Source organism: Enterobacter bugandensis, from assembly GCF_900324475.1.
GTDB lineage: Bacteria > Pseudomonadota > Gammaproteobacteria > Enterobacterales > Enterobacteriaceae > Enterobacter > Enterobacter bugandensis.
On the sequence record NZ_LT992502.1, the window covers coordinates 2,430,336 to 2,454,267 of the forward strand.

Consider the following 23,932-nt stretch of genomic DNA (forward strand, 5'->3'; position numbering starts at 1 on the left):
CGCTCCTTACGCTTTCTCGATGTTGACCAGAAACGCTTTGTACTCCGGCGTTTGCGAGTTGGAATCGCCGACGTTTGGCGTCAGGGTATTGGCGATATAACCTTTCTGCGCCACCCCTTCAAAGCCCCAGTGCAGCGGAATACCGACGGTTTCCACCTGCTGGCCGTGCACGTTCAGACTTTGCAAACGACGGGTCACCACCGCCACGGCGCGAATAAAGCCGCGCTTGCTGCTCACCTTGACGCGATCGCCGTTGGCAATGCCTTTCGCCTTCGCCAGCGTTTCGCTTATCTCCACAAACTGTTCCGGCTGCGCGATGGCGTTAAGCCGCGCGTGCTTGGTCCAGGTATGGAAATGCTCGGTCAGGCGGTAGGTCGTCCCCACGTACGGGAATTTGTCCTTTTTGCCTAAGCGCAGCACGTCCTCTTCGTAGATGCGCACCACCGGGCTTGAGACCACGTTCGGGTGCAGCGGGTTGGTCCCCAGCGGCGTTTCCATCGGCTCGTAGTGTTCCGGGAACGGCCCTTCTGCCAGCTTGTTGAGGGCGAACAGGCGCCCCAGCCCTTCCGGCTGCATGATGAATGGCCCGGTGTTGCTGCCCGGCGCGGCGGTGTTGTAGTCCGGAATGTCGTTCCCCGTCCACTTCGCCCCGTTCCACTGGATCAGCATCCGTTTCGGATCCCACGGCTTACCGTTCACGTCGGCGGACGCGCGGTTGTACAGCACGCGACGGTTCAGCGGCCACGCCCATGCCCAGCCCAGCGTGTTGCCCAGGCCTGACGGGTCAGCGTTATCGCGGTTCGCCATCTGGTTACCCTGCTCCGTCCAGCTGCCGGTGTAGATCCAGCAGGACGATGCCGTGGTACCGTCGTCACGCAGCAGCGCAAAGCTGTTCAGCAGCTGGCCTTTCTTCGCCACCAGGCTACCGTTGGCGTCGTAGAGATCCGCCAGCGCCACGCCGTTGTTCTCTTTCGCGACTTCCTCAGACTCAGGACGATCCGGCTGCTTGTAGTGCCAGCTCATCTTCAGCAGCGGCTCAGCGCCTTTGCCGCCTTCGGTGCGGTACATTTCGCGCAGACGATGATAAATGCCGGCCAGGATTTCGCCGTCGTTACGCGCTTCGCCCGGTGCGTCCTGCCCTTTCCAGTGCCACTGCAGCCAGCGGCCGGAGTTGGCAATAGAGCCGTCTTCTTCTGCAAAGCAGGTGGACGGCAGGCGGAACACTTCGGTCTGAATCGACGCCGGATCGACATCGTTAGATTCCCCGTGGTTCTGCCAGAAGGTGGAGGTCTCGGTCACCAGCGGATCGATAACCACCATGTACTTCAGCTTGCTCAGGCTGCGCACGACTTTGTTTTTATCCGGGAATGACGCCACCGGGTTAAAGCCCTGGCAGATATAACCGGTGACGTCGCCCTTATCCATCATGTTGAAATACTTAATGACGTCGTAAGCCTGGTCCCACTTGGGCAGCCACTCAAAGCCCCAGTCGTTCTCCTTCTGCGCCGCGTCGCCGTAGAAGGATTTCATCAGGCTGACGTAGAACTTCGGATAGTTGCTCCAGTAGTTCACCTGGTCCGGCAGCGTTGCTTTTGGCGTATTAGCTTCAAGATACGCTTGCAGACTGGCCTGCTTTTCCGACGGCAGCGTCAGGTAGCCCGGCAGGCTGGTGGAGAGCAGACCGAGATCGGTTAAGCCCTGAATGTTAGAGTGGCCTCGAAGAGCGTTCACGCCGCCGCCGGCCATGCCCATGTTGCCGAGCAGCAGCTGGATCATTGCCATGGTGCGGATGTTCTGCGCCCCAACGGTGTGCTGTGTCCAGCCCAGCGCATACAGGAACGTGGTGGTTCTGTCAGCGGCGCTGGTGGAAGCCAGCACTTCACACACCTTCAGGAAATCGGCTTTTGGCGTTCCGCAGATGTTTTCAACAACGTCCGGCGTGTAGCGGGAAACGTGCTGCTTCAGCAAATTCCACACGCAGCGCGGATCGGTCAGGGTGTCGTCGCGTTTCGCGTAGCCGTTTTCGTCGAACTGGTAGTTCCAGGACGATTTATCGTACTGACGTTTTTCCGCGTCATAGCCGCTGAACAGGCCATCTTCAAAGGCGAAATCATCCCGCACCAACAGGCTGGCGTTGGTGTAGTGCTTAACGTATTCCGCGTTGATTTTGTTGTTTTCAATCAGGTACAGCAGCACGCCGGAAAGGAACGTAATGTCCGTACCGGAGCGGATCGGCGCATAGATATCGGCCACCGATGCCGTACGCGTAAAGCGCGGATCGACGACGATAAGCGTCGCATCGTTGTTGTTTTTCGCTTCCATCGCCCAGCGGAATCCCACCGGATGGGCTTCAGCGGCGTTACCGCCCATCACCACCACGACGTTTGCGTTTTTAATATCAACCCAGTGGTTGGTCATCGCACCGCGACCAAATGTTGGAGCAAGACTTGCTACCGTTGGTCCGTGTCAGACGCGCGCCTGGTTGTCTACCGCCAGCATGCCGAGAGAGCGCACAAATTTTTGCGTCAGCATGCCGGTTTCATTGCTTGCCGCAGATGCACACAGCATCCCGGTAGAGAGCCAGCGGTTGACCGTCACGCCCTGCTCGTTCTTTTCAATAAAGTTGGCGTCACGGTCAGCTTTCATCAGTTTTGCAATACGGGAGAACGCCTCATCCCAGGAGATACGCTGCCATTTGTCGGAGCCCGGCGCGCGGTATTCCGGGTAGCGGAGGCGGTTTTCGCTGTGGACATAGTCCAGCAGTCCCGCCCCTTTCGGGCACAGCGCCCCACGGCTCACCGGATGATCCGGATCCCCTTCAATATGGTAAATCGCTTCTCTGGCGTTCTTCGCGCCATCGCCCAGGCTATACATCAATAGCCCACAACCCACGGAGCAGTATGTGCAGGTGTTACGGATCTCTTTCGCACGCAGCAGCTTATAGTTGCGTGCCTGAGCCAGCGCCATTTTGGGAGCAAATCCCAGCATTGCGGCTGTGGTTCCGGCCATACCGCCCGCGCAGATTTTGAAAAATTGTCTGCGGCTGACGTCCATTGTTGTCCTCGTTATCTGATAAGACTTCGCGCCGCAAACTAACATTAAAGCCCCTGTTTTTTTTGCGTCAAATCAAGGTCGCCTGACGTCGCCCCCTTAATAGTCACCGCTGCCGCGTTTGAATACCCCTTAAGGGTTAAACACGTAAGAGAATAATTCGCGACAGGGTCAGAATTAATGCTATACATTTTCCCTTTGATTTTATTAGCGATGAAAACGTAATGGACAGAAAGAGAGCAACGCTCACGGGACTGGCGGCGATACTGCTATGGAGCACAATGGTGGGCCTGATTCGCAGCGTAAGCGAGGGGCTGGGGCCCGTCGGCGGCGCGGCGATGATTTACACCCTCAGTGGGTTATTGTGCCTGGTAACGGTAGGATTTCCTGATATTAAACGTTTTTCACCCGGGTATCTTATTGCAGGCAGCGTACTGTTTGTCAGTTATGAAATTTGTCTGGCGCTGTCGTTAGGCTATGCCGCCACGCGAGCGCAGGCCATAGAAGTCGGTATGGTTAATTATCTCTGGCCGAGCCTGACGATCGTCTTTGCTATTTTATTCAACGGACAGAAATCAACGCTGTGGGTCGTCCCCGGTTTAGCTATCGCTCTGCTCGGCGTGTGTTGGGTATTAGGAGGTGAGCAAGGATTACACATTGATGAAATAATCCGCAATGTCGTCTCTAATCCCCTTAGCTATACGCTTGCTTTTGCCGGAGCATTTATCTGGGCCGCCTACTGCACCGTAACCGCCAAATTTGCCAAAGGGCAAAACGGTATTACCCTCTTTGTTTTGCTCACTGCGCTGAGCCTGTGGGTGAAATATACCATTAGCGATCAGCCAGAAATGGTGTTCAGCTTTCCGGTTATCGTGAAGCTCGTTATGTGCGGCATTGCGCTTGGGTTTGGCTATGCGGCATGGAATATTGGCATTCTGCACGGTAACGTCACGGTGCTGGCTGCCGTATCCTATTTTACTCCCGTGCTCTCCGCCGCGCTTGCAGCCGTGCTGCTAAGCTCGCCCCTCTCTTTTTCGTTCTGGCAGGGCGCGCTGATGGTCTGCGCCGGGTCATTGCTCTGCTGGTACGCTACACGAAAATAGGGTTCAGATTTATGCCGGGTTCGATTAAATCCGGCAGAAAAATTAACATAAATTTAATATGTGATCACATCGTAATATATTAATCAGAACATTAGTGCATTTGTTGATGTTCTGTTTATATTAGCTTCCTTCGTCAATTCCCCCGACATCAAATTGACATAACCTGACACCGCTGCGTAACTACTTCCCTGCGAATATTACCGCTGTTAATAACACGAAATGCAATAATATTCGCCATCATGGTTGCCAAAAAAATAAACTCACCCTGATTAAATAATCGCCACAACATTTTATTCAGCCGTCATTAACCCGATCTCGATCACACTAAATGAAATTATTACTCATATTTTGAAACTTATTATTGAAAGACAACTACAAGATTTTTAAAAATAGCACGCCGTTGACGAACAGCCTCGTTTAGAAATCGTTCGCGATGGTTCAGGAAATACTGAAAAAAATTATAAGGAATATTTAAGATGAAACTTAAATTAGTTGCAGTGGCAGTCACTTCCATGTTGGCAGCAGGCGTTGTAAACGCAGCTGAGATTTATAACAAAGACGGTAACAAGCTGGATCTGTACGGTAAAGTGACAGGTCTGCACTATTTCTCTGATGACGCAGGCGCAGACGGCGATAAAACCTACATGCGTATCGGCTTCAAGGGTGAAACCCAGGTTAACGACCAGCTGTCCGGTTACGGCCAGTGGGAATACCAGATTCAGGGTAACAAGGACGAAGGCGACAACCAGTCCTGGACCCGTGTGGCCTTCGCAGGTCTGAAGTTCGCTGAAGCCGGTTCATTCGATTACGGTCGTAACTACGGCGTGATTTACGACGTGACCTCCTGGACCGACGTTCTGCCAGAATTCGGCGGTGACACCTACGGTGCCGACAACTTCCTGCAGTCTCGTGCAAACGGCGTGGCAACTTACCGTAACCAGGACTTCTTCGGTCTGGTTGACGGCCTGAACTTTGCCCTGCAGTACCAGGGTAAAAACGGCAGCGTAAGCGGTGAAAACACCAGCGGCCGCAGCCTGCTGAACCAGAACGGCGACGGCTACGGCGCGTCCCTGACTTACGATCTGGGTGAAGGCTTCAGCGTCGGTGGTGCAATGTCTTCCTCTCGCCGTACCGCTGACCAGAATGCGGCTGGCGTATACGGTGAAGGCGACCGCGCTGAAGTGTACAGCGGCGGCGTGAAGTACGACGCGAACAACGTTTACCTCGCGGCGCAGTACTCTCAGACCTATAACGCAACCCGTTTCGGCACCTCTAACGGTAACCGCAGCGACATCTACGGCTTTGCAAACAAGGCGCAAAACTTCGAAGTTGTGGCTCAGTATCAGTTCGACTTTGGCCTGCGTCCATCCATCGCCTACCTGCAGTCTAAAGGTAAAGACATCGAGAACTTCGGCGACCAGGATCTGGTTAAATACATTGATGTCGGCACCACCTACTATTTTAACAAAAACATGTCCACCTACGTGGATTACAAAATCAACCTGCTGGACGACAACCAGTTCACTCGCCAGGCAGGTATCGGTACCGACAACATCGTTGCGCTGGGTCTGACCTACCAGTTCTAAGATTTGTCAGTACAAAAGCCAGCGTAACACGCTGGCTTTTTTTATCTTCCGCTTTTACCCGACAGACAACTCCCCGCCTGCCGCCCGACGCAGCCAGGTTTGCAGCAGCTTGCCGTCTTCGGTCATTTCTGAATCTGAGCGCACGCAGAGGTAATAATCGCGCCCGTCATCAATCGGTAAGTCAAATATCTTGACCAGCTCGCCGCTCTCAAGATATGGCGCAATCAGCGGCTCACGCATGAGCGCACATCCCAGCCCTGCCTGAACGCCCGCCAGCGTCAACAGCCCGTCTTCAAACAGCGGGCCGCTGCGCCGGAGTGGACGTTTTACCCCCTGCAACAAAAACCACTGCGTCCAGCTCGTACGCTCTTCATCGTGCAGCAGCGGCATTTGCAGCAGCTGTTCAGGCGTGTCGATATGGCCATGTACGCGCAAAAACGCGCGGCTGCACACCGGCACCATCTGGCCGGAAATCAGCTTTTCACTCTGATACCCCGCCCACTGCCCGTTACCAAAACGAATCGACATATCCGACGCGTCGCTCAGATAGTTACGGTGATTGGCATACACCACATTGATCTCGGTTTGCGGATTGGCGCGCATGAACGCAGGCAAGCGCGGGATAAACCACCCCATACCAAAAAGCGGAATCAGGCTGATGGTGACCTGACGCGTTTGCGCCTGCTCCGCCAGGTGCTCCGTCGCCTGGCGCAACACGTTAAAGGCCGCTCGGATCGAGCGGTAATATTCCCGCCCGTGCTGGCTCAGCACCAGCCTGCGTCCCTGACGTTCCGTGAGCGGCATTTGCAGGTATCCTTCGAGTACCTTGAGCTGATGGCTGACGGCCGACGGAGAGATATCCAGCTCCTGCGCGGCCAGCGTGACGCTCCCCAGCCTGGCGATGGCCTCGAATGCACGTACGGCCCGAAGCGGCGGATCGTTTGCCAGGCGGCTCTCTGCAAACGCCGTCAGGCTCACCAATTGTTCTGTTTTATTCATATGTTGATTTCTTTAGGCTTTTTACCCAAAAGCAGGCATTAACTATTTTCATTTAAATCATAAACATAAAACAATATTTATTTATCATAAGAAATAATAGATGCGTATTTTACAATTTTATTCATTTATTGGATGGTAGCCGCAGAACGAGCACTTTGCGGGAACAGACGTTGGATACACTCATACAACAACTGATCAACGGTGTGATGCTGGGAAGCATCTACGCGCTGATCGCGCTGGGCTATACCATGGTGTATGGCATTTTGCGCATTATTAACTTTGCCCACGGCGATATTCTGATGGTCGGCGCGCTCACCACGCTCTCCGCCATTAACGCCCTGAATACCACCTTCCTGCATATGCCGCTGCTGTTGCAGCTCGGCGTTGCCCTGATGATTGCCATGGCCGTGTGCGCCCTACTGGCCATGGCCGTGGAGCGCTTTGCCTACCGTCGACTGCGCAACGCTCCGCGCCTGGCGCCGCTGATCTCGGGTATCGGCGTCTCCGTCCTGCTGCAAACCGTGGCGATGATTATCTGGACGCGCAACCCGCTGATGTTTCCGCAGATCTTGCCCATGGATCCGATTACCGTGACGTCAGGAAGTGAAATGCACCCTCCCGCCATCGTGACCGTTACCGGTATTGTCACCGTGGCGCTGGCGCTGGCGGTGATGACCGGGCTCTGGCTGCTGGTGGAATACACCCGCCTGGGGCGCGGCATGCGCGCCGTGGCGGAAAACCCGCGCGTGGCCACGCTGATGGGGGTTAACCCAAACGCCATTATCACCCTGACGTTTGCCATTGGCGGGGCGTTTGCCGCGCTGGCAGGCGTAATGATGGCCAGCAACTACGGTAACGCCAGCTTCTCGATGGGCTTTTTACCCGGGATCAAGGCCTTTACCGCCGCCGTGCTGGGGGGCATTGGCAACATTCGGGGTGCCATGATTGGCGGCATCCTGCTCGGCATTATCGAAGCGTTGGGCGCAGGCTACCTGGGTGAACTGACCCACGGTGTATTTGGCAGCAACTATCAGGATGTCTTTGCCTTTATGGTGCTGATCCTGGTGCTGGTCTTCCGTCCGGCTGGCCTGCTGGGCGAGCGCGTAGCGCACAGGGCGTAAGGAATACCATGACAACACTTCAAATTCAGGCCCCGGCGACGACGCGCAAATTCTGGTCAGGTATGAGCCTGTTCTGCCTCGCGCTGCTGATTGCACCCGTGGTGGCCACGCAGCTCGGCGGCAACTACTGGGTGCGCGTTATCGACTTCGCCCTGCTCTACATCATGCTGGCGCTCGGGCTCAATATTGTGGTCGGCTATACCGGCCTGCTGGACATGGGCTTTATCGCCTTTTACGCCGTCGGCGCCTACCTCGCGGCACTGATGGCCTCCCCACACCTGCTGGAGGTGTTTCCGATCCTCAGCGTCTGGTTCCCGGACGGGCTGCACACCTCGTATCTGCTTATTATTCCGCTGGCGGCCCTCGTGGCGGCAGTCTGCGGGATTTTACTCGGTGCGCCCACGCTGAAGCTGCGCGGGGACTACCTGGCGATAGTGACCCTCGGCTTTGGCGAAATTATCCGCATCCTGATGCGCAACCTCGACCGTCCGGTAAACATCACCAACGGCGCAAAGGGCATTACCGGGGTGGATACGCTGAACCTGTTCGGCCTGAAGTTTAGCGGCGTCTACCACTGGTTTGGTTTCAAAGTGCCCGCCCTGTGGCTGTGGTACTACCTGCTGATGCTGGTGATTGTAGCGATTATTTTTGTCTGCCTGCGCCTGCAGCATTCCCGTATTGGCCGCGCCTGGCACGCCATCCGCGAGGATGAAGACGTGGCCCGCGCGATGGGCATCAACGTGCGTAACTATAAGCTGCTCGCCTTTGCGATGGGTGCCTCCTTTGGCGGCATAGCAGGTGCGCTTTTCGGCGCGTTTCAGGGCTTTGTCTCCCCGGAATCCTTCACGCTGCAGGAGTCCATTGCCGTACTGGCGATGGTGGTGCTGGGCGGTATGGGGCACATACCGGGCGTGATCCTGGGCGCGGTACTGCTTACCGCCCTGCCGGAACTGCTGCGCAGCCAGGCAGCGCCGGTTCAGCAGGCGCTGTTCGGTACGGTACTGATTGACCCGGAAGTGCTGCGCCAGCTGTTTTACGGTCTGGCACTGGTGCTGGTCATGCTGCTGCGCCCGTCAGGCCTCTGGCCGGTACGCCACAAGGGGATGAAGGCATGAGCCTGTTAACCGTACGCAACATGTCAAAACGCTTCGGCGGGCTGACTGCCGTAGATGACGTTTCGATTACCGTGAACAGAGGGGAAATCTACGGGCTGATTGGCCCCAACGGCGCGGGAAAAACCACCTGCTTTAACCTGATCACCGGGCTTTATCCGGCGGACAGCGGTGAGTTTTCGATTGCCGATAAGCCCTACTTCCCAAAGCACATAGAGAAAGTCACCGCCGCCGGGATTGCCCGCACCTTTCAGAACGTGCGCCTCTTCAACGAGATGTCGGTGCTGGAAAACGTGATGGTGGGCCGCCACGTGCGCACCCGTAACGGCCTGTGGGCCGCGCTGAGCCGCCATAAACGCGCCCGCGACGAAGAGAAGCAGACCCGCGAGCTGGCCTGGCACTGGCTGGACTATACCGGCATTGCGCAGTTCGCCCACTATCGCGCCTGCGATCTGGCCTATGGTCATCAGCGTCGCCTTGAAATCGCCCGCGCGCTGGCGACGGATCCGCTGCTGCTGGCGCTGGACGAGCCCGCCGCAGGAATGAACGCGGCGGAAAAAGTGGCGCTCGGCGAGCTGCTCATCCGCATCCGCGATGACGGCAAAACCCTGCTGATGATTGAACATGACGTCAAGCTGGTGATGGGCATCTGCGATCGCCTGACGGTGCTTGATTACGGTAAAACGCTCGCCAGCGGTACGCCGGAAAGCGTGCGGCGCGACCCGGCAGTGATCGCCGCCTGGCTTGGAGGTAACGCCCATGACTGAATTACTGAAGGTAGAACGTCTGGACGTGCATTACGGCGGCATTCAGGCCGTACGCGATGTCTCCTTTACCCTGCACGAGGGCGAACAGGCTACGCTGATCGGCGCTAACGGCGCGGGGAAAAGCTCCACCGTGCGCGCCATTACCGGGCTGGAAAGCTTTAGCGGCAGTATTGAATTCAACGGTAAGCCGGTCCGTAAACAGAGCCCGGAGACCCTGCTTCGTGACGGGCTGGTCATGGTCCCGGAGGGCCGCGGGATCTTCTCCCGCATGACGGTACTGGAAAACCTGCAGATGGGCGCCTGGCTAAGACGTGACACTGTCACCATTAAGCGCGAGATGAACGAGATTTTCGAACGTTTCCCGCGTCTGGGCGAGCGCCAGCATCAGCTTGCCGGGCTGCTGTCCGGCGGCGAGCAACAGCTGCTGGCCCTTAACCGCGCCCTCCTCAGCCGCCCGCGCCTGCTGATCCTCGACGAGCCGTCGATGGGCCTTGCCCCGAAGATGGTCGAGAACATATTTGCCGTTATCGCCGGGCTGCGCGAGCGCGGCGTCGCCCTGCTGCTGATCGAACAAAACGCCCGGCTCGCGCTGGAAGTGACCGACAGCGCATGGGTGATGGACAGCGGCAGCATTGTTCATCATGGCGAATCGACAGCACTGCTTCACGACGACCAGATTGCACACATTTATTTGGGCGAAATGCCCGTTTAACCACATCAGCCAACATCAGGGAAATACAATGAAAACAGTAAAAATCAGTGCGCTCAGCGCCGCTATTCTGCTCGGCGGTCTTGCCTCAACGTCCTCGTGGGCCGCCGACGGCGAAACCGTGGTTATCGGTCTGGCAGGCCCGCTCACCGGCCCGTCCGCCCGTATCGGGAAAGATCTGCAGAACGGCGCGCAGCTGGCCATCGACGACATTAACAAGCAGCAGCCGACCATCGGCGGCAAAGCGGTCACCTTCAAACTGCAGTCCGAAGACGATCAGTCTGACCCGCGCACTGCCGTAGCCGTCGCGCAGCGTCTGGTGGACAGCGATGTGGCGGGCGTGGTCGGCCACTGGAACACCGGCACCAGCATTCCAGCGGCCCGCGTTTATCACGATGCCGGCATCGCCCAGGTGGCACCGGTCGCGACCGGTCACGCCTATACGCAACAAGGTTTTGATACCAGCTTCCGCGTGATGGGACACGACGATGACGGCGGCCAGCTCGCCGGTCAGTACGCGGTTAACACCCTGAAAGCCAAACGCATTGCGGTAATCGACGACCGTACCGCCTTCGGTCAGGGGCTTGCAGACCAGTTTATTAAATCGCTGGAAGCCCAGGGCGTGAAAATTGTCGACCGTCAGTACGTGGATGACAAAACGGTCGATTTCAGCGCCGTGCTGACCGCCATCCGCAGTAAAAACGCCGATCTGATCTTCTTCGGCGGCGTCGACAGCCAGGCCGCACCGCTGGCTCGCCGCATTAAACAGCTGGGCATGAATGCCACGCTGATGGGCGCAGGCGGATTCGTCAGCCAGACGTTCCTGAAGCTGGCGCAGAAAGAAGGCGAAGGCGTTGTGGCGCTGGAGCCGGGCCTGCCCGTTGACCAGATGCCGGGTGGAAAGGCATTCGAACAGGCCTACCAGGCCCGCTACCACACCCATATCGAACTGCACGCCCCGTTCGCCTATGACGCCACCCGCGTGCTGGTTGCGGCGATGGAAAAAGCAGACTCCGTTGAGCCATCAGACTATCTGCCCGCCCTGCGCGCCATCAGCTATTCCGGCGTTACCGGACAGATCGCGTTTGATAAAGAGGGCAACCTGAAATCGCCGTCGTTCACGGTCTATAAGGTTGTCGACGGCAAATGGCAGCCGCAGACCGTGCTGGGCGGCGCAAAAGCGAAGTAACGCAGCGAGGCAATGTGATGAGTGATAATAATGAGCTGGGCATTCTCGCCCGCCGCAAAATTGAAGCTGAAATTATTAAGCCAATTTATGAAATCCTGGTGCGCGAGATAGGGAAAGCCCGCGCCCAGGCGGTGATTGGCGAAGCCATTGAGCAGGCCGCGATTGATGCTGGTAAAGGGTTTGCCAGCAAAGAACCCAACGGCGCGAACATCAAGAGCTTTATCGCCCTGCAGTATCTGTGGGAGAAAGATAACGCCCTGGACGTGAAGGTGATCGACGCTGACGACCAGCAGTACAACTACAACGTAACCCGCTGTCGCTACGCGGAGATGTACCACGAGATGGGGCTGGGCGAGATTGGTCATCTGCTCTCCTGCGCGCGCGATGAGAAATTCATCGTTGGCTATGCGCCGGACGTAGAGCTAACCCGCACCACGACCATTATGCAGGGCGGTGCGTGCTGTGATTTCCGCTACCGCAGCGGTAAGGACAAGCCATGATCCGCGTCAACGCCGAACGGCTGTGGTCAACGCTTGAGATGATGGCGCAGATCGGCGGCACGCCCGCCGGTGGCGTCACCCGTCTGGCACTGAGCGAGGAAGATCGTATTGCGCGTAACCTGCTGCGCGACTGGGCGCTGGACGCCGGTTTTACCTGTGACGTCGACAGCATGGGCAATATGTTTATCCGCCGCGCGGGGAAAAACCCGCAACTCGCGCCGGTCATGACCGGTTCGCACGTGGATACCCAGCCGCTGGGAGGGAACTACGACGGGGTTTACGGCGTGCTGGCCGGGCTGGAGCTGCTGCGCACCCTCAATGACCATCACCTTGAGACGGAGCGTGACATCGTGCTGGTCAACTGGACCAACGAAGAAGGCGCGCGCTTTGCGCCAGCCATGCTCGCTTCAGGGGTCTGGACGGGGCAATTTAGCGAAGCATACGCCCACGCCCGCGCGGATAGCGACGGTATCAGCGTGGGTGAAGCGCTGGAAAGCATCGGCTACCGGGGTGAAGCCCCTGCCCGCGCGTTTCCGGTTCACGCCTGCTACGAGCTGCACATCGAACAGGGCCCGATTCTGGAAGACGAAGCCCTGGATATCGGGTTAGTCCGCGCGGCAATGGGCCAGCGCTGGTTTACCCTGACGCTGGACGGGTTTGCCGCCCACGCGGGCACTACGCCGATGCACAGCCGACGCGATGCGCTGACCGCGTTCTCGGAGCTGGCGCTGAAGGTGGAGGAGATTGGCTATCGGCACGCGCCGGACGGACGTGCGACCATCGGTATGGCGCAGGTTACGCCAAACTCGCGCAACGTCGTGCCGTCTCGGGTGGTCTGCAGCGTGGAGTTTCGTCATCCGGCGCTGACGGCACTGGAAGCCATGGAGGCGGCGCTGCATAAGGTGGCTGAAAGCCTGAGCCTGCGCGGGGTGGCGGCTGTCGTTGAACGCATTTTTGACTACGCCCCCATCGCTTTTGATGCCGAATGTCTGGCCCGCACGGAGAAGGCCGTGGCGGAACTGGGCTACTCGGCGAAACCGATGGTCTCCGGCGCGGGACATGACGCCTGCTATGTCAGTAAAATTGCCCCTGCCAGCATGATTTTTATCCCCTGCGTGAAGGGCATCAGCCATAACGAAGCGGAAAGGATCCTGCCAGAGTGGTCGGAGAAAGGGGCGAACGTGCTGTTGCACAGCGTCCTGTCCGCGGCCCAGGAAAAATAAACCGGGTGGCGCGGCTCGGACAACCGCGCCCGTAGGCCCGGTAAGCGCAGCGCCACCGGGCGTGTTTTAAGGCTTCGGCACCTTCGCCAGGCTAAACCAGATCCCCACTGCCAGCAACAGCAGCATTCCGCCCGCACTCCCCAGCGCCACGCTGTGGGAGGTAATAAACGCACTTTTCGCCGCCTCAATCACCGGCTCCGCGAGGGACGGCGTCAGCTCCTGCGCCACCTTCATCGCTTCACCAATGGATGACGAGGCTTTATCGACGAGCGAGGCATTCAGCCCCTGCGGCAGGTCAATGGACGCCGAGAAGCTGCGGGTCAACAGCAGACCGAAAATGGCGATCCCCAGCCCGGCGCCCAGTTCATAGGACATGGTTTCAATCGCTCCTGCGGCAGCGGCTTTCTCCTTCGGCGCGGCAGCCATAATGGCGGAGGTCGAGGCCAGCAGCGCGCTTGCGGCGCTAAAGCCAAGCAGCACCATCAGCCCCCACGCCTGCCACTGCTGCGTACTGAAGTCGAGCATCGACAGGCCGATGAAGCTGACGGCGCTGAGCCCCATCCCCCCGGCAGCGACAATGCGCAGCCCCAGGCGGCCCACCAGCACACCGGCAATCGGCCCGCTGAATCCGCTTGCCACCATCACCGGGAGCATAAACATGCCCGCCTCGAACGGCGTAAAGCCGTGGACAAACTGTAGCTCCTGCGCCATCAGCAGCTCAAACCCGACCAGGGCAATCATGGCGGTCATCGCCATTACCACGCCGCTCAGAATGATGCGATGGCAGAACAGGCGCATATCGATCATCGGCACGCGGGCGCGCAGCTGGATGCGCACAAAAATAAACAGCATTACGGCACCCGTGAGCAAGGTACACGCCACCAGCCACGGCGACATAACGCCTTTTAGCGCGGTTTTGGCACTGTAGACCAGCAGCAAAATCGCCACAATCAGCATGATGGCATGACTGATATTCAGCGGCTGCTCCGGTCGGCCCTGCTGACGGGGCACAAAACGCGCGGCCAGCGACACCACTACCAGCACAATCGGCACGTTGATTAAAAACACCGATCCCCAGTAAAAATGCTCGAGCAACATACCGCCAATCAGCGGACCAAACGCCGCCCCGCCGGAACCCACTGCCGCCCAGACGCCGAGCGCGATGTTGCGATCTTTCGCGTCGGTAAACAGCGTGCGGATCCCCGCAAGCGTAGCCGGAATGATCATTGCCGCACCGATCGCCAGCGAGGCGCGCGCCGCTATCAGCCACCCTGCCGACGGTGCAAACGCGGCCGCCAGGGACGACAGGCCAAACAGCGTGCTGCCGATCATCAGCAAGCGTTTAAAGCCAATGCGGTCACCCAGGGCACCCATCGGCAGCACCATCCCCGCCATCACCAGCGAGTAAATATCAATGATCCACAACAATTCGTTACCGCTGGCACCCAGCGTCATGCTCAATGTCGGCGCCGCCACGTGCAGCACCGTCGCGTCAATCGCCACCGGGATGTACACCAGCACGATAATTACTAACGCTAACCACTGACGAAACATAAATTTCCTTTTCATTTTAAACATGGACACATGTCCAGAATCCGATCCTACGTAAAGTTGAACGACTGTCCAGCTTTTTGTTACACTCGTTTCGGTCTTATTGAGAGTAGAGAAAAAATGCGCTATTTGAGCAAGGAAGAGCGGCGGGAAGCGATCTTACAGGCCGCGATGCGCGTGGCGCTGGCCGAGGGGCTGGCAGCCATGACGGTACGGCGCATTGCCGCAGAAGCGGGCGTCGCGACCGGGCAGGTCCACCACCACTTTGCCTCCGGCGGCGAGTTAAAATCGCTGGCGTTTGTGCGCGTGATCCGCGAGCTGCTGGATGCCGACGTGGTGGGTGAAAACGCGGGCTGGCGGGAACGGTTGCACAGCATGCTCGGCAGTGACGACGGTGGGCTTGAACCTTACATTCGCCTTTGGCGGGAAGCCCAAATTCTCGCCAGCCGTGATCCCGAGATCAAAGCGGCTTATGTCCTGACCATGGAGATGTGGCATCAGGAAACCGTGGCGATTATCCGCGCCGGGGCTGATGCCAACGCGTTCACGCTTACCGATCGAGCGGAAAATATCGCATGGCGTTTAATAGGGCTGGTTTGTGGCCTGGATGGGATCACCGTATTAAATATGCCTGAAATGGACGATGCGGCATTTAATAAACATCTCGACAAACTTATCACGCTGGAATTGTTTTAATACTCCTTCAGGAGTATAAATTACGCAAAATGTTACAATTAGTAACACATTAAGCGAGCCCTTATTTTCATTCTAATCTCGGGGGTTCGCTTTTTTATCTATCCTTTCAGATGTATCCCAAAGCATCCCAAAAAACCAATAACACTTCTTTAATCATCTTTTTGTTTTTACTTCATTTTTCTCTCAAACATGGTAAGCAAGAGGGCGATATGTCGCAACAAAGTGATAAAAGTAATCCCCATCTGTTGAGTAACTGGAAACCTGAAAACGCGCAATTTTGGGAGAATAAAGGAAAACATATCGCACGAAGAAACCTATGGATTTCTGTAGCTTGCCTGCTATTAGCGTTTTGCGTGTGGATGTTATTTAGCGCCGTTGCGGTCAATCTGAATAAAGTCGGATTTAATTTCACCACCGATCAGCTTTTTATGCTAACGGCATTACCTTCACTCTCTGGCGCGATATTGCGCGTGCCCTACTCGTTTATGGTGCCAATATTTGGCGGACGCTACTGGACGGTATTGAGCACCGTTATCCTGATTATCCCCTGCGTCTGGCTGGGGATAGCCATTCAGGACACCGCGACACCTTACTGGGTCTTTATCGTGATTGCCCTGCTCTGCGGTTTTGCCGGGGCCAACTTTGCCTCCAGCATGGGTAACATCAGCTTCTTCTTCCCGAAGGCCAGACAGGGCAGCGCGCTGGGCATCAACGGCGGGCTGGGAAATCTGGGCGTCAGCGTGATGCAGCTGTTTGCTCCGCTGGTGATTTTCCTGCCAATGTTTACCTTCCTCGGCGTGCACGGCGTACCGCAGGAGGATGGCTCAACGATGTGGCTGGCCAATGCGGCCTGGGTCTGGGCGCCGCTGCTGCTGCTGGCAACCCTTGCGGCGTTTTTTGGCATGAACGATATCGCCAGCTCTAAAGCCTCTATCGCCAGCCAGCTGCCGGTACTGAAGCGCTTTCACCTCTGGCTGCTGAGCCTGCTTTATCTTGCTACCTTCGGCTCGTTTATCGGCTTCTCGGCGGGCTTTGCCATGCTGTCGAAAACCCAGTTCCCGGACGTGAACATCCTTCACCTCGCTTTCTTTGGCCCCCTGATCGGCGCACTGGCGCGTTCGGCGGGCGGGATGGTCTCTGACAGGCTGGGCGGCGTGCGCGTCACGCTGATTAACTTCGTCTTTATGGCTATCTTCAGCGCCCTGATCTTCCTGACGCTCCCCGGCTCTGGCTCCGGCAGCTTTATCGCCTTCTACCTGGTCTTTATGGGCCTGTTCCTCACCGCCGGGCTGGGCAGCGGTTCGACCTTCCAGATGATCGCGATTATCTTTCGCCAAATCACCCTCGACCGCGTCAAAAAGCAGGGCGGCACGGAGGAGCAGGCGCAGCATGAAGCGGTGACGGAGACCGCCGCCGCGCTGGGCTTTATCTCCGCCATCGGTGCCGTTGGCGGGTTCTTTATCCCTAAGGCGTTCGGCACATCGCTGGCAATGACCGGTTCGCCGGTTGGGGCCATGAAGGTCTTCCTCGTGTTTTACATCGTCTGCGTGTTCGTCACCTGGCTGGTGTATGGCCGTAAATCCTCAAAAAAATAAAAACTACATCTTCGCCGGAGCGTGATGCATCGCACTCCGGCCATGCTATCGAAGCAGGAGAAATGTCATGAGCAAACTGCTGGACCGCTTCCGTTACTTCAAAACAAAAGGCGACAGTTTCGCCGATGGGCACGGGCAGGTGTATCACACCAACCGCGACTGGGAGGACAGCTACCGCCAGCGCTGGCAGTTCGACAAGATTGTGCGATCCACCCACGGGGTAAACTGTACCGGCTCCTGTAGCTGGAAGATTTATGTCAAAAACGGCCTGGTGACCTGGGAAACCCAGCAGACCGACTACCCCCGCACCCGCCCTGACCTGCCCAATCACGAGCCGCGCGGCTGCCCGCGAGGCGCAAGCTACTCCTGGTACCTCTACAGCGCCAACCGCCTTAAGTACCCGCTGGTGCGCCGCAGGCTGATTGAGCTCTGGCGCGAGGCGCTGGCGCAGCATACCGATCCGGTTCTGGCCTGGGATGCCATCCAGAACGATCCGCAAAAGGCGCAAAGCTACAGGAAGGCGCGGGGTAAAGGCGGGTTTATCCGCTCAAACTGGAAAGAGCTGAACCAGCTGATCGCCGCCGCTAACGTCTGGACCATCAAAAACTACGGCCCGGACCGCGTGGCCGGTTTTTCGCCTATTCCGGCGATGTCGATGGTCTCCTACGCTGCCGGAACGCGCTATCTTTCCCTGCTGGGCGGCACCTGCCTGAGCTTCTACGACTGGTACTGCGACCTGCCGCCGGCGTCGCCGATGACCTGGGGCGAGCAGACCGACGTGCCGGAGTCCGCCGACTGGTACAACTCCAGCTATATCATTGCCTGGGGCTCGAACGTGCCGCAGACGCGTACTCCGGACGCCCACTTCTTTACCGAGGTGCGCTACAAAGGCACCAAGACCGTTGCGATTACGCCGGACTTCTCGGAGGTCGCCAAGCTCAGCGACCAGTGGCTGTCCCCCAAACAAGGCACCGACAGCGCCCTCGCCATGGCGATGGGCCACGTCATCCTCAAAGAGTTCCACCTCGATAACCCGAGCGATTACTTCCTTAACTACTGCCGCCGCTACACCGACATGCCGATGCTCGTGCTGCTGGACGAGCAGGCTGACGGCCGCGTGGTGCCTGGGCGTATGCTGCGCGCCTCGGACCTTGTCGACGGGCTGGGGGAAGCCAATAACCCAGAGTGGAAGACCGTCGCCTTCGATATCGCCGGTAACCTGGTGGTGCCAAATGGCTCGATCGGCTTCCGCTGGGGGGAAAAAGGCAAATGGAACCTGGAGCCTCAGGCTGCGGGCCATGAAACAGAACTCACACTCTCCCTGCTGATTACCCACGACAGCGTGGCGGACGTCGCCTTCCCCTACTTTGGCGGCAACGAAAACCCGCATTTTCGCAGCGTGAAGCAGGAGCCGGTGCTGACGCGCCGCGTGCCGAGCAAAACCCTGACGCTCGCCGACGGCAGCCAGAAACGAGTGGTCAGCGTTTACGATCTGGTGCTGGCGAACTACGGTCTCGATCGCGGCCTGGAAGACAGTAACGCCGCAGACAGCTATGACCAGATCAAAGCCTACACGCCCGCCTGGGGCGAGCAGATCACCGGCGTGCCCGCGTACCTGATCGAAAAAATTGCCCGCGAGTTCGCCGACACGGCGCACAAAACGCACGGTCGCTCGATGATCATTCTGGGTGCCGGGGTAAACCACTGGTACCACATGGACATGAACTACCGTGGGATGATCAATATGCTGGTCTTCTGCGGTTGCGTCGGGCAGAGCGGCGGCGGCTGGTCCCACTATGTCGGCCAGGAGAAGCTGCGCCCGCAAACCGGCTGGCTGCCGCTGGCCTTCGCGCTGGACTGGAACCGCCCGCCGCGCCAGATGAACAGCACCTCGTTCTTCTACAACCACGCCAGCCAGTGGCGCTACGAGAAGCTCACCGCGCAGGAGCTGCTCTCCCCGCTGGCGGACGCGTCGAAGTTCACCGGACATCTGATCGACTTTAACGTTCGCGCCGAGCGCATGGGCTGGCTGCCGTCGGCCCCGCAGCTCAACCTCAACCCGCTGCACGTCAAGGCGCGTGCGGACGCGGCGGGCATGACGCCGCAGGAGTACACCGTTCAGGCGTTGAAATCGGGCGATATCCGCTTCGCCTGCGAACAGCCGGACAACGGCAAGAACCACCCGCGCAACCTGTTCGTCTGGCGCTCTAACCTGCTCGGCTCGTCCGGGAAAGGCCACGAGTACATGCTGAAATACCTGCTCGGCACCGAGAGCGGCATTCAGGGTGAAGATTTAGGCTCAACGGATGACGTGAAGCCTGAAGAGGTGGAGTGGCAAACCGCCGCCATCGAGGGCAAACTCGACCTGCTGGTGACGCTCGATTTTCGCATGTCCAGCACCTGCCTGTTCTCCGATATCGTCCTGCCGACCGCCACCTGGTATGAAAAGGACGACATGAATACCTCGGACATGCACCCGTTTATTCATCCGCTTTCCGCCGCCGTTGACCCGGCGTGGGAATCGCGCAGCGACTGGGAGATCTACAAAGGCATCGCCAAAGTCTTCTCCGAGGTGTGCGTTGGCCATCTGGGCACAGAAACCGACGTGGTGCTCCAGCCGCTGCAGCATGACTCCCCGGCGGAGCTGTCGCAGCCGTTTGATATTCAGGACTGGCACAAAGGGGAATGTGACCTGATCCCTGGCAAAACGGCGCCGAACATCGCGGTGGTGGAGCGTAACTACCCGGAAACTTACGAACGCTTCACCGCCCTCGGCCCGCTGATGGACAAGCTCGGCAACGGCGGGAAAGGCATTTCGTGGAATACGCAGAACGAGGTCGATTTCCTCGGCAAGCTGAACTACGTCAAGCTCGACGGCCCGGCGAAAGGCCGCCCGCGCATTGAAACCGCCATTGACGCCTCGGAGGTGATCCTCGCCCTCGCCCCGGAAACTAATGGACAGGTGGCGGTGAAGGCCTGGGAAGCGCTCGGGGAACTGACCGGGCGCGACCACACCCATCTGGCGCTGAACAAGGAAGATGAGAAAATCCGCTTCCGCGACATTCAGGCGCAGCCGCGCAAAATCATCTCCAGCCCGACGTGGTCCGGCCTTGAGAGCGAGCACGTCTCCTATAACGCGGGCTATACCAACGTCCACGAGCTGATCCCGTGGCGCACGCTGTCTGGTCGCCAGCAGCTGTATCAGGATCATCCGTGGATGCGCGCCTCGGGGAGAGCCTGGTGGCTATCGCCCACCGATTGATACCCGCAGCGTGACCCACATGCGCGAGATCCCGCCGAACGGCTTCCCGGAAAAAGCGCTGAACTTCCTGACGCCGCACCAGAAATGGGGCATCCACTCCACCTACAGCGAAAACCTGCTGATGCAGACCCTGTCGCGCGGGGGGCCCATCGTCTGGATCAGCGAAACCGACGCCCGCGAGCTAGGCATAGAGGACAACGACTGGATCGAAGCCTTCAACGCCAACGGCGCCCTCACCGCCCGCGCGGTGGTCAGCCAGCGCGTGCCGCCAGGCATGACCATGATGTACCACGCCCAGGAGCGCATCCTGAACATTCCGGGGTCAGAAGTGACCGGACGGCGCGGCGGGATCCACAACTCGGTCACCCGCGTCTGCCCAAAACCGACGCACATGATCGGCGGCTATGCCCAGCTGGCGTACAGCTTCAACTATTACGGCACGGTCGGCTCGAACCGCGACGAGTTCATCATGATCCGCAAAATGAAAAACATTAACTGGCTGGATGGCGAAGGTCGGGATCAGGTACAGGAGGCGAAAAAATGAAAATACGCTCACAGGTTGGCATGGTTCTGAATCTCGATAAATGCATCGGCTGCCATACCTGCTCGGTCACCTGCAAGAACGTCTGGACCGGGCGCGAAGGGATGGAGTATGCGTGGTTTAACAACGTGGAGACCAAACCGGGGATTGGCTACCCGAAAAACTGGGAGGATCAGGAGGAGTGGCAAGGCGGATGGATCCGCGGCATACACGGCAAGCTGACGCCGCGCCTCGGCGGCAAAATGGGCGTGCTGTCGAAGATTTTCGCCAACCCCGTCCTGCCGCAGATTGACGATTATTACGAACCCTTCACCTTTGACTATCAGGATCTGCACCGCGCGCCGGAGGGGGATCACCTCCCTACCGCGCGCCCCCGCTCGCTGATCGACGGTAAGCGGATGGACAAAATCGTCTGGGGGCCAAACTGGGAGGAACTGCTGGGCGGCGAGTTCGAAAAGCGCGCCCGCGACCGCAACTTCCAGAAGATCCAGAAGGAGATGTACGGCCAGTTTGAAAACACCTTCATGATGTATCTGCCGCGCCTGTGCGAGCACTGCCTGAACCCGAGCTGCGTGGCCACCTGCCCGAGCGGCGCGATCTACAAGCGCGAAGAGGACGGCATTGTGCTGATCGACCAGGATAAATGTCGCGGCTGGCGCCTGTGCATCAGCGGATGCCCGTACAAGAAAATTTACTTCAACTGGAAAAGCGGCAAGTCAGAAAAATGCATCTTCTGCTACCCGCGCATTGAGTCCGGCCAGCCGACTGTCTGCTCGGAAACCTGCGTCGGACGCATCCGTTATCTCGGCGTGCTGCTCTACGACGCGGACCGTATTGAAGAGGCCGCCAGCACCGAGCATGAAACCGATCTGTACGAGCGCCAGTGCGACGTGTTCCTCAACCCAAACGATCCGGCGGTGATTGAGGAAGCGCTGAAACAGGGCATTCCACAGAACGTGATTGATGCCGCCCAGCGTTCGCCAGTCTACAAGATGGCGATGGACTGGAAGCTGGCCCTGCCGCTGCATCCGGAATACCGCACCCTGCCGATGGTCTGGTACGTGCCGCCGCTGTCGCCGATTCAGTCCTACGCGGATGCGGGCGGCCTGCCGCAGAGTGACGGCGTCCTGCCTGCCGTGGAAAGCCTGCGCATTCCGGTGCAGTACCTGGCAAACATGCTCAGCGCGGGCGATACCGGCCCGGTGCTGCGTGCCCTGAAGCGCATGATGGCGATGCGTCACTATAAACGCTCCCAGACCGTGGAAGGCGTGACCGATACCCGCGCCATTGAGGAAGTGGGCCTGACCGAAGCGCAGGTTGAGGAGATGTACCGCTATCTCGCCATCGCTAACTACGAAGACCGCTTCGTGATCCCGACCAGCCACCGCGAAATGGCGCGCGACGCCTTCCCGGAGAAAAACGGCTGCGGCTTCACCTTTGGCGACGGCTGCCACGGCTCCGACACCAAATTCAACCTCTTCAACAGCAGCCGCATCGACGCGATTAACATCACCGAGGTGCGCGAACACGGGGAGGGAGAATAATGCAGATCCTTAAAATCATCGCGCTGCTGATTGAGTATCCCGATGAGCTGCTGTGGGAAAACCGCGATGAGGCGCTTTCCCTGGTTGAGCAGGACGCGCCCATGCTGCTGCCGTTTGCCCGGCAGCACCTGAGCGCCCCGCTGCTGGATAAACAGGCCGAATGGTGCGAAGTGTTTGAACGCGGGCGCGCAACGTCGCTGCTGCTGTTCGAGCACGTTCACGCCGAGTCCCGCGATCGTGGTCAGGCGATGGTCGATCTGATGAGCCAGTATGAGAAAGCCGGGCTGGAGCTGGACTGCCGCGAGCTGCCCGACTATCTGCCGCTCTACCTGGAATACCTAAGCCTCGTCACCGACGACGAGGCGCGTGAAGGATTGCAAAATGTCGCGCCGATCCTTGCGCTGATTGGTGGTCGCCTCAAGCAGCGCGGCGTGGCGCATTACCAGCTGTTTGACGCCCTGCTGACGATGGCCGGTACACGGCTTTCCAGCGACAGCGTGGCGAAGCAGGTGTCCGGTGAAAAACGGGATGATACCCGTCAGGCCCTGGACGCCGTATGGGAAGAGGAACAGGTGAAGTTTATCGAAGACAACGCCACATCGTGCGACAGTTCGCCGATGCAGCAATATCAACGACGCTTTAGCCAGGACGTTGCGCCGCAGTACGTAGACGTCAGCGCCGGAGGCCCAAAATGACGTATTACCTGAACGTGTTTTTCTATGATATTTACCCGTATATCTGTGCTACCGTTTTTTTCCTCGGCAGCTGGCTGCGCTACGACTACGGGCAGTACACCTGGCGGGCCTCATCGAGCCAGATGCTCAGCAAGCGCGGGATGAACTGGGCCTCTAACCTGTTTCATATCGGGATTCTGGGGATCTTCTTCGGGCACCTGTTCGGCATGTTAACCCCGCACTGGATGTACGCCTGGTTTTTACCCGTCGCGGTTAAACAGCAGTTGGCCATGATTGCGGGAGGCATTTGCGGCGTACTGACGCTGATTGGTGGGTCAATGCTGCTGATCCGCCGCCTCTTCAACCAGCGGGTACGCGCCACGTCCACCACGCCGGATATTATCATCATGAGTATCCTGCTGCTTCAGTGCATCCTGGGGCTGTCGACCATTCCTTTCTCCGCGCAATATCCTGACGGAAGCGAGATGATGAAGCTGGTCGGCTGGGCGCAGGGGATCGTAACGTTTAAGGGGGGCTCGTCGGAGATGTTGAGCGGCGTCGCGCCGATCTTCCGCGTGCATCTGGTGCTGGGGATGACGATCTTCCTCATCTTCCCGTTCACCCGTCTGGTACACGTGTGGAGCGCGCCGTTTGAGTACTTTACCCGTCGGTATCAGGTGGTGAGATCGCGCCGTTGATTTTGTCGGGT

General features: G+C 58.2%; 17 protein-coding genes and 1 pseudogene. 15 read left to right on the forward strand and 3 right to left on the reverse strand.

From position 1 onward, the window contains the following. Nucleotides 1-6: 6 nt before the first annotated feature. Nucleotides 7-3,054, reverse strand: coding sequence for a formate dehydrogenase-N subunit alpha (fdnG, locus tag DG357_RS11830; RefSeq protein ID WP_088205487.1), 3,048 nt, complete (start codon nt 3,052-3,054; stop codon nt 7-9). 221 nt (nt 3,055-3,275) lie between these two features. Here fdnG and yddG point away from each other — a divergent pair, with 221 nt between their 5' ends. Continuing rightward, a complete protein-coding gene (yddG, locus tag DG357_RS11835; protein WP_028013255.1) occupies nt 3,276-4,154 on the forward strand; it encodes an aromatic amino acid DMT transporter YddG in 879 nt (292 codons plus the stop codon). Between the two features lie 476 nt (nt 4,155-4,630). Next, complete coding sequence (locus DG357_RS11840) at nt 4,631-5,740, forward strand: porin OmpC (RefSeq protein WP_059357602.1); 1,110 nt, start codon at nt 4,631-4,633, stop codon at nt 5,738-5,740. Nucleotides 5,741-5,794: 54 nt separating this feature from the next. Here the strand turns inward: DG357_RS11840 and DG357_RS11845 are convergent, their stop codons facing one another. Further along, nucleotides 5,795-6,739, reverse strand: a complete 945-nt coding sequence (locus tag DG357_RS11845) for a LysR substrate-binding domain-containing protein (RefSeq protein ID WP_047368617.1) — start codon at nt 6,737-6,739, stop codon at nt 5,795-5,797. A gap of 170 nt (nt 6,740-6,909) precedes the next feature. On the opposite strand from DG357_RS11845, the gene DG357_RS11850 reads away from it, so the two are divergent. Genes DG357_RS11850 through DG357_RS11880 form a run of 7 tightly spaced genes read left to right on the forward strand, consistent with a single transcriptional unit; the run spans nt 6,910 to nt 13,360 of the window. Further along, complete coding sequence (locus tag DG357_RS11850; RefSeq protein WP_088205488.1) at nt 6,910-7,860, forward strand: branched-chain amino acid ABC transporter permease; 951 nt, start codon at nt 6,910-6,912, stop codon at nt 7,858-7,860. Nucleotides 7,861-7,868: 8 nt separating this feature from the next. Further along, nucleotides 7,869-8,975, forward strand: coding sequence for a branched-chain amino acid ABC transporter permease (locus tag DG357_RS11855; protein ID WP_088205489.1), 1,107 nt, complete (start codon nt 7,869-7,871; stop codon nt 8,973-8,975). After that, on the forward strand, nt 8,972-9,739 hold the full coding sequence (locus tag DG357_RS11860) for an ABC transporter ATP-binding protein (protein ID WP_048999753.1): 768 nt from the start codon (nt 8,972-8,974) through the stop codon (nt 9,737-9,739). Before DG357_RS11855 ends, DG357_RS11860 begins: the two co-directional genes overlap by 4 nt. After that, on the forward strand, nt 9,732-10,451 hold the full coding sequence (locus DG357_RS11865; RefSeq protein WP_049136441.1) for an ABC transporter ATP-binding protein: 720 nt from the start codon (nt 9,732-9,734) through the stop codon (nt 10,449-10,451). The genes DG357_RS11860 and DG357_RS11865 overlap by 8 nt, the downstream gene beginning before the upstream one ends. 28 nt (nt 10,452-10,479) lie before the next feature. Further along, entirely contained in the window at nt 10,480-11,637 is a 1,158-nt protein-coding gene (locus DG357_RS11870) for a branched-chain amino acid ABC transporter substrate-binding protein (protein WP_088205491.1), read from the forward strand. A 17-nt stretch (nt 11,638-11,654) separates the two neighbouring features. Next, entirely contained in the window at nt 11,655-12,137 is a 483-nt protein-coding gene (locus DG357_RS11875; protein ID WP_028013263.1) for an L-2-amino-thiazoline-4-carboxylic acid hydrolase, read from the forward strand. Further along, a complete protein-coding gene (locus tag DG357_RS11880; RefSeq protein ID WP_049136446.1) occupies nt 12,134-13,360 on the forward strand; it encodes a Zn-dependent hydrolase in 1,227 nt (408 codons plus the stop codon). The genes DG357_RS11875 and DG357_RS11880 overlap by 4 nt, the downstream gene beginning before the upstream one ends. Before the next feature lie 66 nt (nt 13,361-13,426). Here DG357_RS11880 and DG357_RS11885 read toward each other — a convergent pair whose 3' ends face one another. Beyond that, the gene (locus DG357_RS11885) at nt 13,427-14,914 is read right to left on the reverse strand and encodes an MFS transporter (protein ID WP_049136447.1); all 1,488 of its coding nucleotides are present in this window, start codon (nt 14,912-14,914) and stop codon (nt 13,427-13,429) included. Between the two features lie 117 nt (nt 14,915-15,031). On the opposite strand from DG357_RS11885, the gene DG357_RS11890 reads away from it, so the two are divergent. The 6 genes and pseudogenes from DG357_RS11890 to narI all read left to right on the forward strand — a co-directional run bounded on the left by DG357_RS11890 (nt 15,032) and on the right by narI (nt 23,921). Further along, nucleotides 15,032-15,607, forward strand: coding sequence for a TetR family transcriptional regulator (locus tag DG357_RS11890; RefSeq protein ID WP_028013266.1), 576 nt, complete (start codon nt 15,032-15,034; stop codon nt 15,605-15,607). 209 nt (nt 15,608-15,816) lie between these two features. Then, entirely contained in the window at nt 15,817-17,202 is a 1,386-nt protein-coding gene (locus DG357_RS11895) for a NarK family nitrate/nitrite MFS transporter (protein WP_088205492.1), read from the forward strand. Between the two features lie 67 nt (nt 17,203-17,269). Next, a pseudogene (locus DG357_RS11900) lies at nt 17,270-21,008 on the forward strand (nitrate reductase subunit alpha). Beyond that, nucleotides 21,005-22,549: a nitrate reductase subunit beta gene (gene narH / locus DG357_RS11905; RefSeq protein WP_008501747.1), complete on the forward strand. Its 1,545-nt coding sequence runs from the start codon at nt 21,005-21,007 to the stop codon at nt 22,547-22,549. Before DG357_RS11900 ends, narH begins: the two are co-directional and overlap by 4 nt. Continuing rightward, nucleotides 22,549-23,244: a nitrate reductase molybdenum cofactor assembly chaperone gene (gene narW / locus DG357_RS11910; protein ID WP_048958314.1), complete on the forward strand. Its 696-nt coding sequence runs from the start codon at nt 22,549-22,551 to the stop codon at nt 23,242-23,244. Before narH ends, narW begins: the two co-directional genes overlap by 1 nt. Then, nucleotides 23,241-23,921, forward strand: a complete 681-nt coding sequence (narI, locus tag DG357_RS11915; RefSeq protein ID WP_088205494.1) for a respiratory nitrate reductase subunit gamma — start codon at nt 23,241-23,243, stop codon at nt 23,919-23,921. The genes narW and narI overlap by 4 nt, the downstream gene beginning before the upstream one ends. Nucleotides 23,922-23,932 lie beyond the last annotated feature (11 nt).

Coding starts and splice junctions, on each gene's coding strand:
- yddG (WP_028013255.1), top strand. CDS start 3,276: ATGGACAGAAAGAGAGCAACGCTCACGGGACTGGCGGCGATACTGCTA.
- DG357_RS11840 (WP_059357602.1), top strand. CDS start 4,631: ATGAAACTTAAATTAGTTGCAGTGGCAGTCACTTCCATGTTGGCAGCA.
- DG357_RS11845 (WP_047368617.1), bottom strand. CDS start 6,739: ATGAATAAAACAGAACAATTGGTGAGCCTGACGGCGTTTGCAGAGAGC.
- DG357_RS11855 (WP_088205489.1), top strand. CDS start 7,869: ATGACAACACTTCAAATTCAGGCCCCGGCGACGACGCGCAAATTCTGG.
- DG357_RS11860 (WP_048999753.1), top strand. CDS start 8,972: ATGAGCCTGTTAACCGTACGCAACATGTCAAAACGCTTCGGCGGGCTG.
- DG357_RS11865 (WP_049136441.1), top strand. CDS start 9,732: ATGACTGAATTACTGAAGGTAGAACGTCTGGACGTGCATTACGGCGGC.
- DG357_RS11870 (WP_088205491.1), top strand. CDS start 10,480: ATGAAAACAGTAAAAATCAGTGCGCTCAGCGCCGCTATTCTGCTCGGC.
- DG357_RS11875 (WP_028013263.1), top strand. CDS start 11,655: ATGAGTGATAATAATGAGCTGGGCATTCTCGCCCGCCGCAAAATTGAA.
- DG357_RS11880 (WP_049136446.1), top strand. CDS start 12,134: ATGATCCGCGTCAACGCCGAACGGCTGTGGTCAACGCTTGAGATGATG.
- DG357_RS11885 (WP_049136447.1), bottom strand. CDS start 14,914: ATGTTTCGTCAGTGGTTAGCGTTAGTAATTATCGTGCTGGTGTACATC.
- DG357_RS11890 (WP_028013266.1), top strand. CDS start 15,032: ATGCGCTATTTGAGCAAGGAAGAGCGGCGGGAAGCGATCTTACAGGCC.
- DG357_RS11895 (WP_088205492.1), top strand. CDS start 15,817: ATGTCGCAACAAAGTGATAAAAGTAATCCCCATCTGTTGAGTAACTGG.
- narH (WP_008501747.1), top strand. CDS start 21,005: ATGAAAATACGCTCACAGGTTGGCATGGTTCTGAATCTCGATAAATGC.
- narW (WP_048958314.1), top strand. CDS start 22,549: ATGCAGATCCTTAAAATCATCGCGCTGCTGATTGAGTATCCCGATGAG.
- narI (WP_088205494.1), top strand. CDS start 23,241: ATGACGTATTACCTGAACGTGTTTTTCTATGATATTTACCCGTATATC.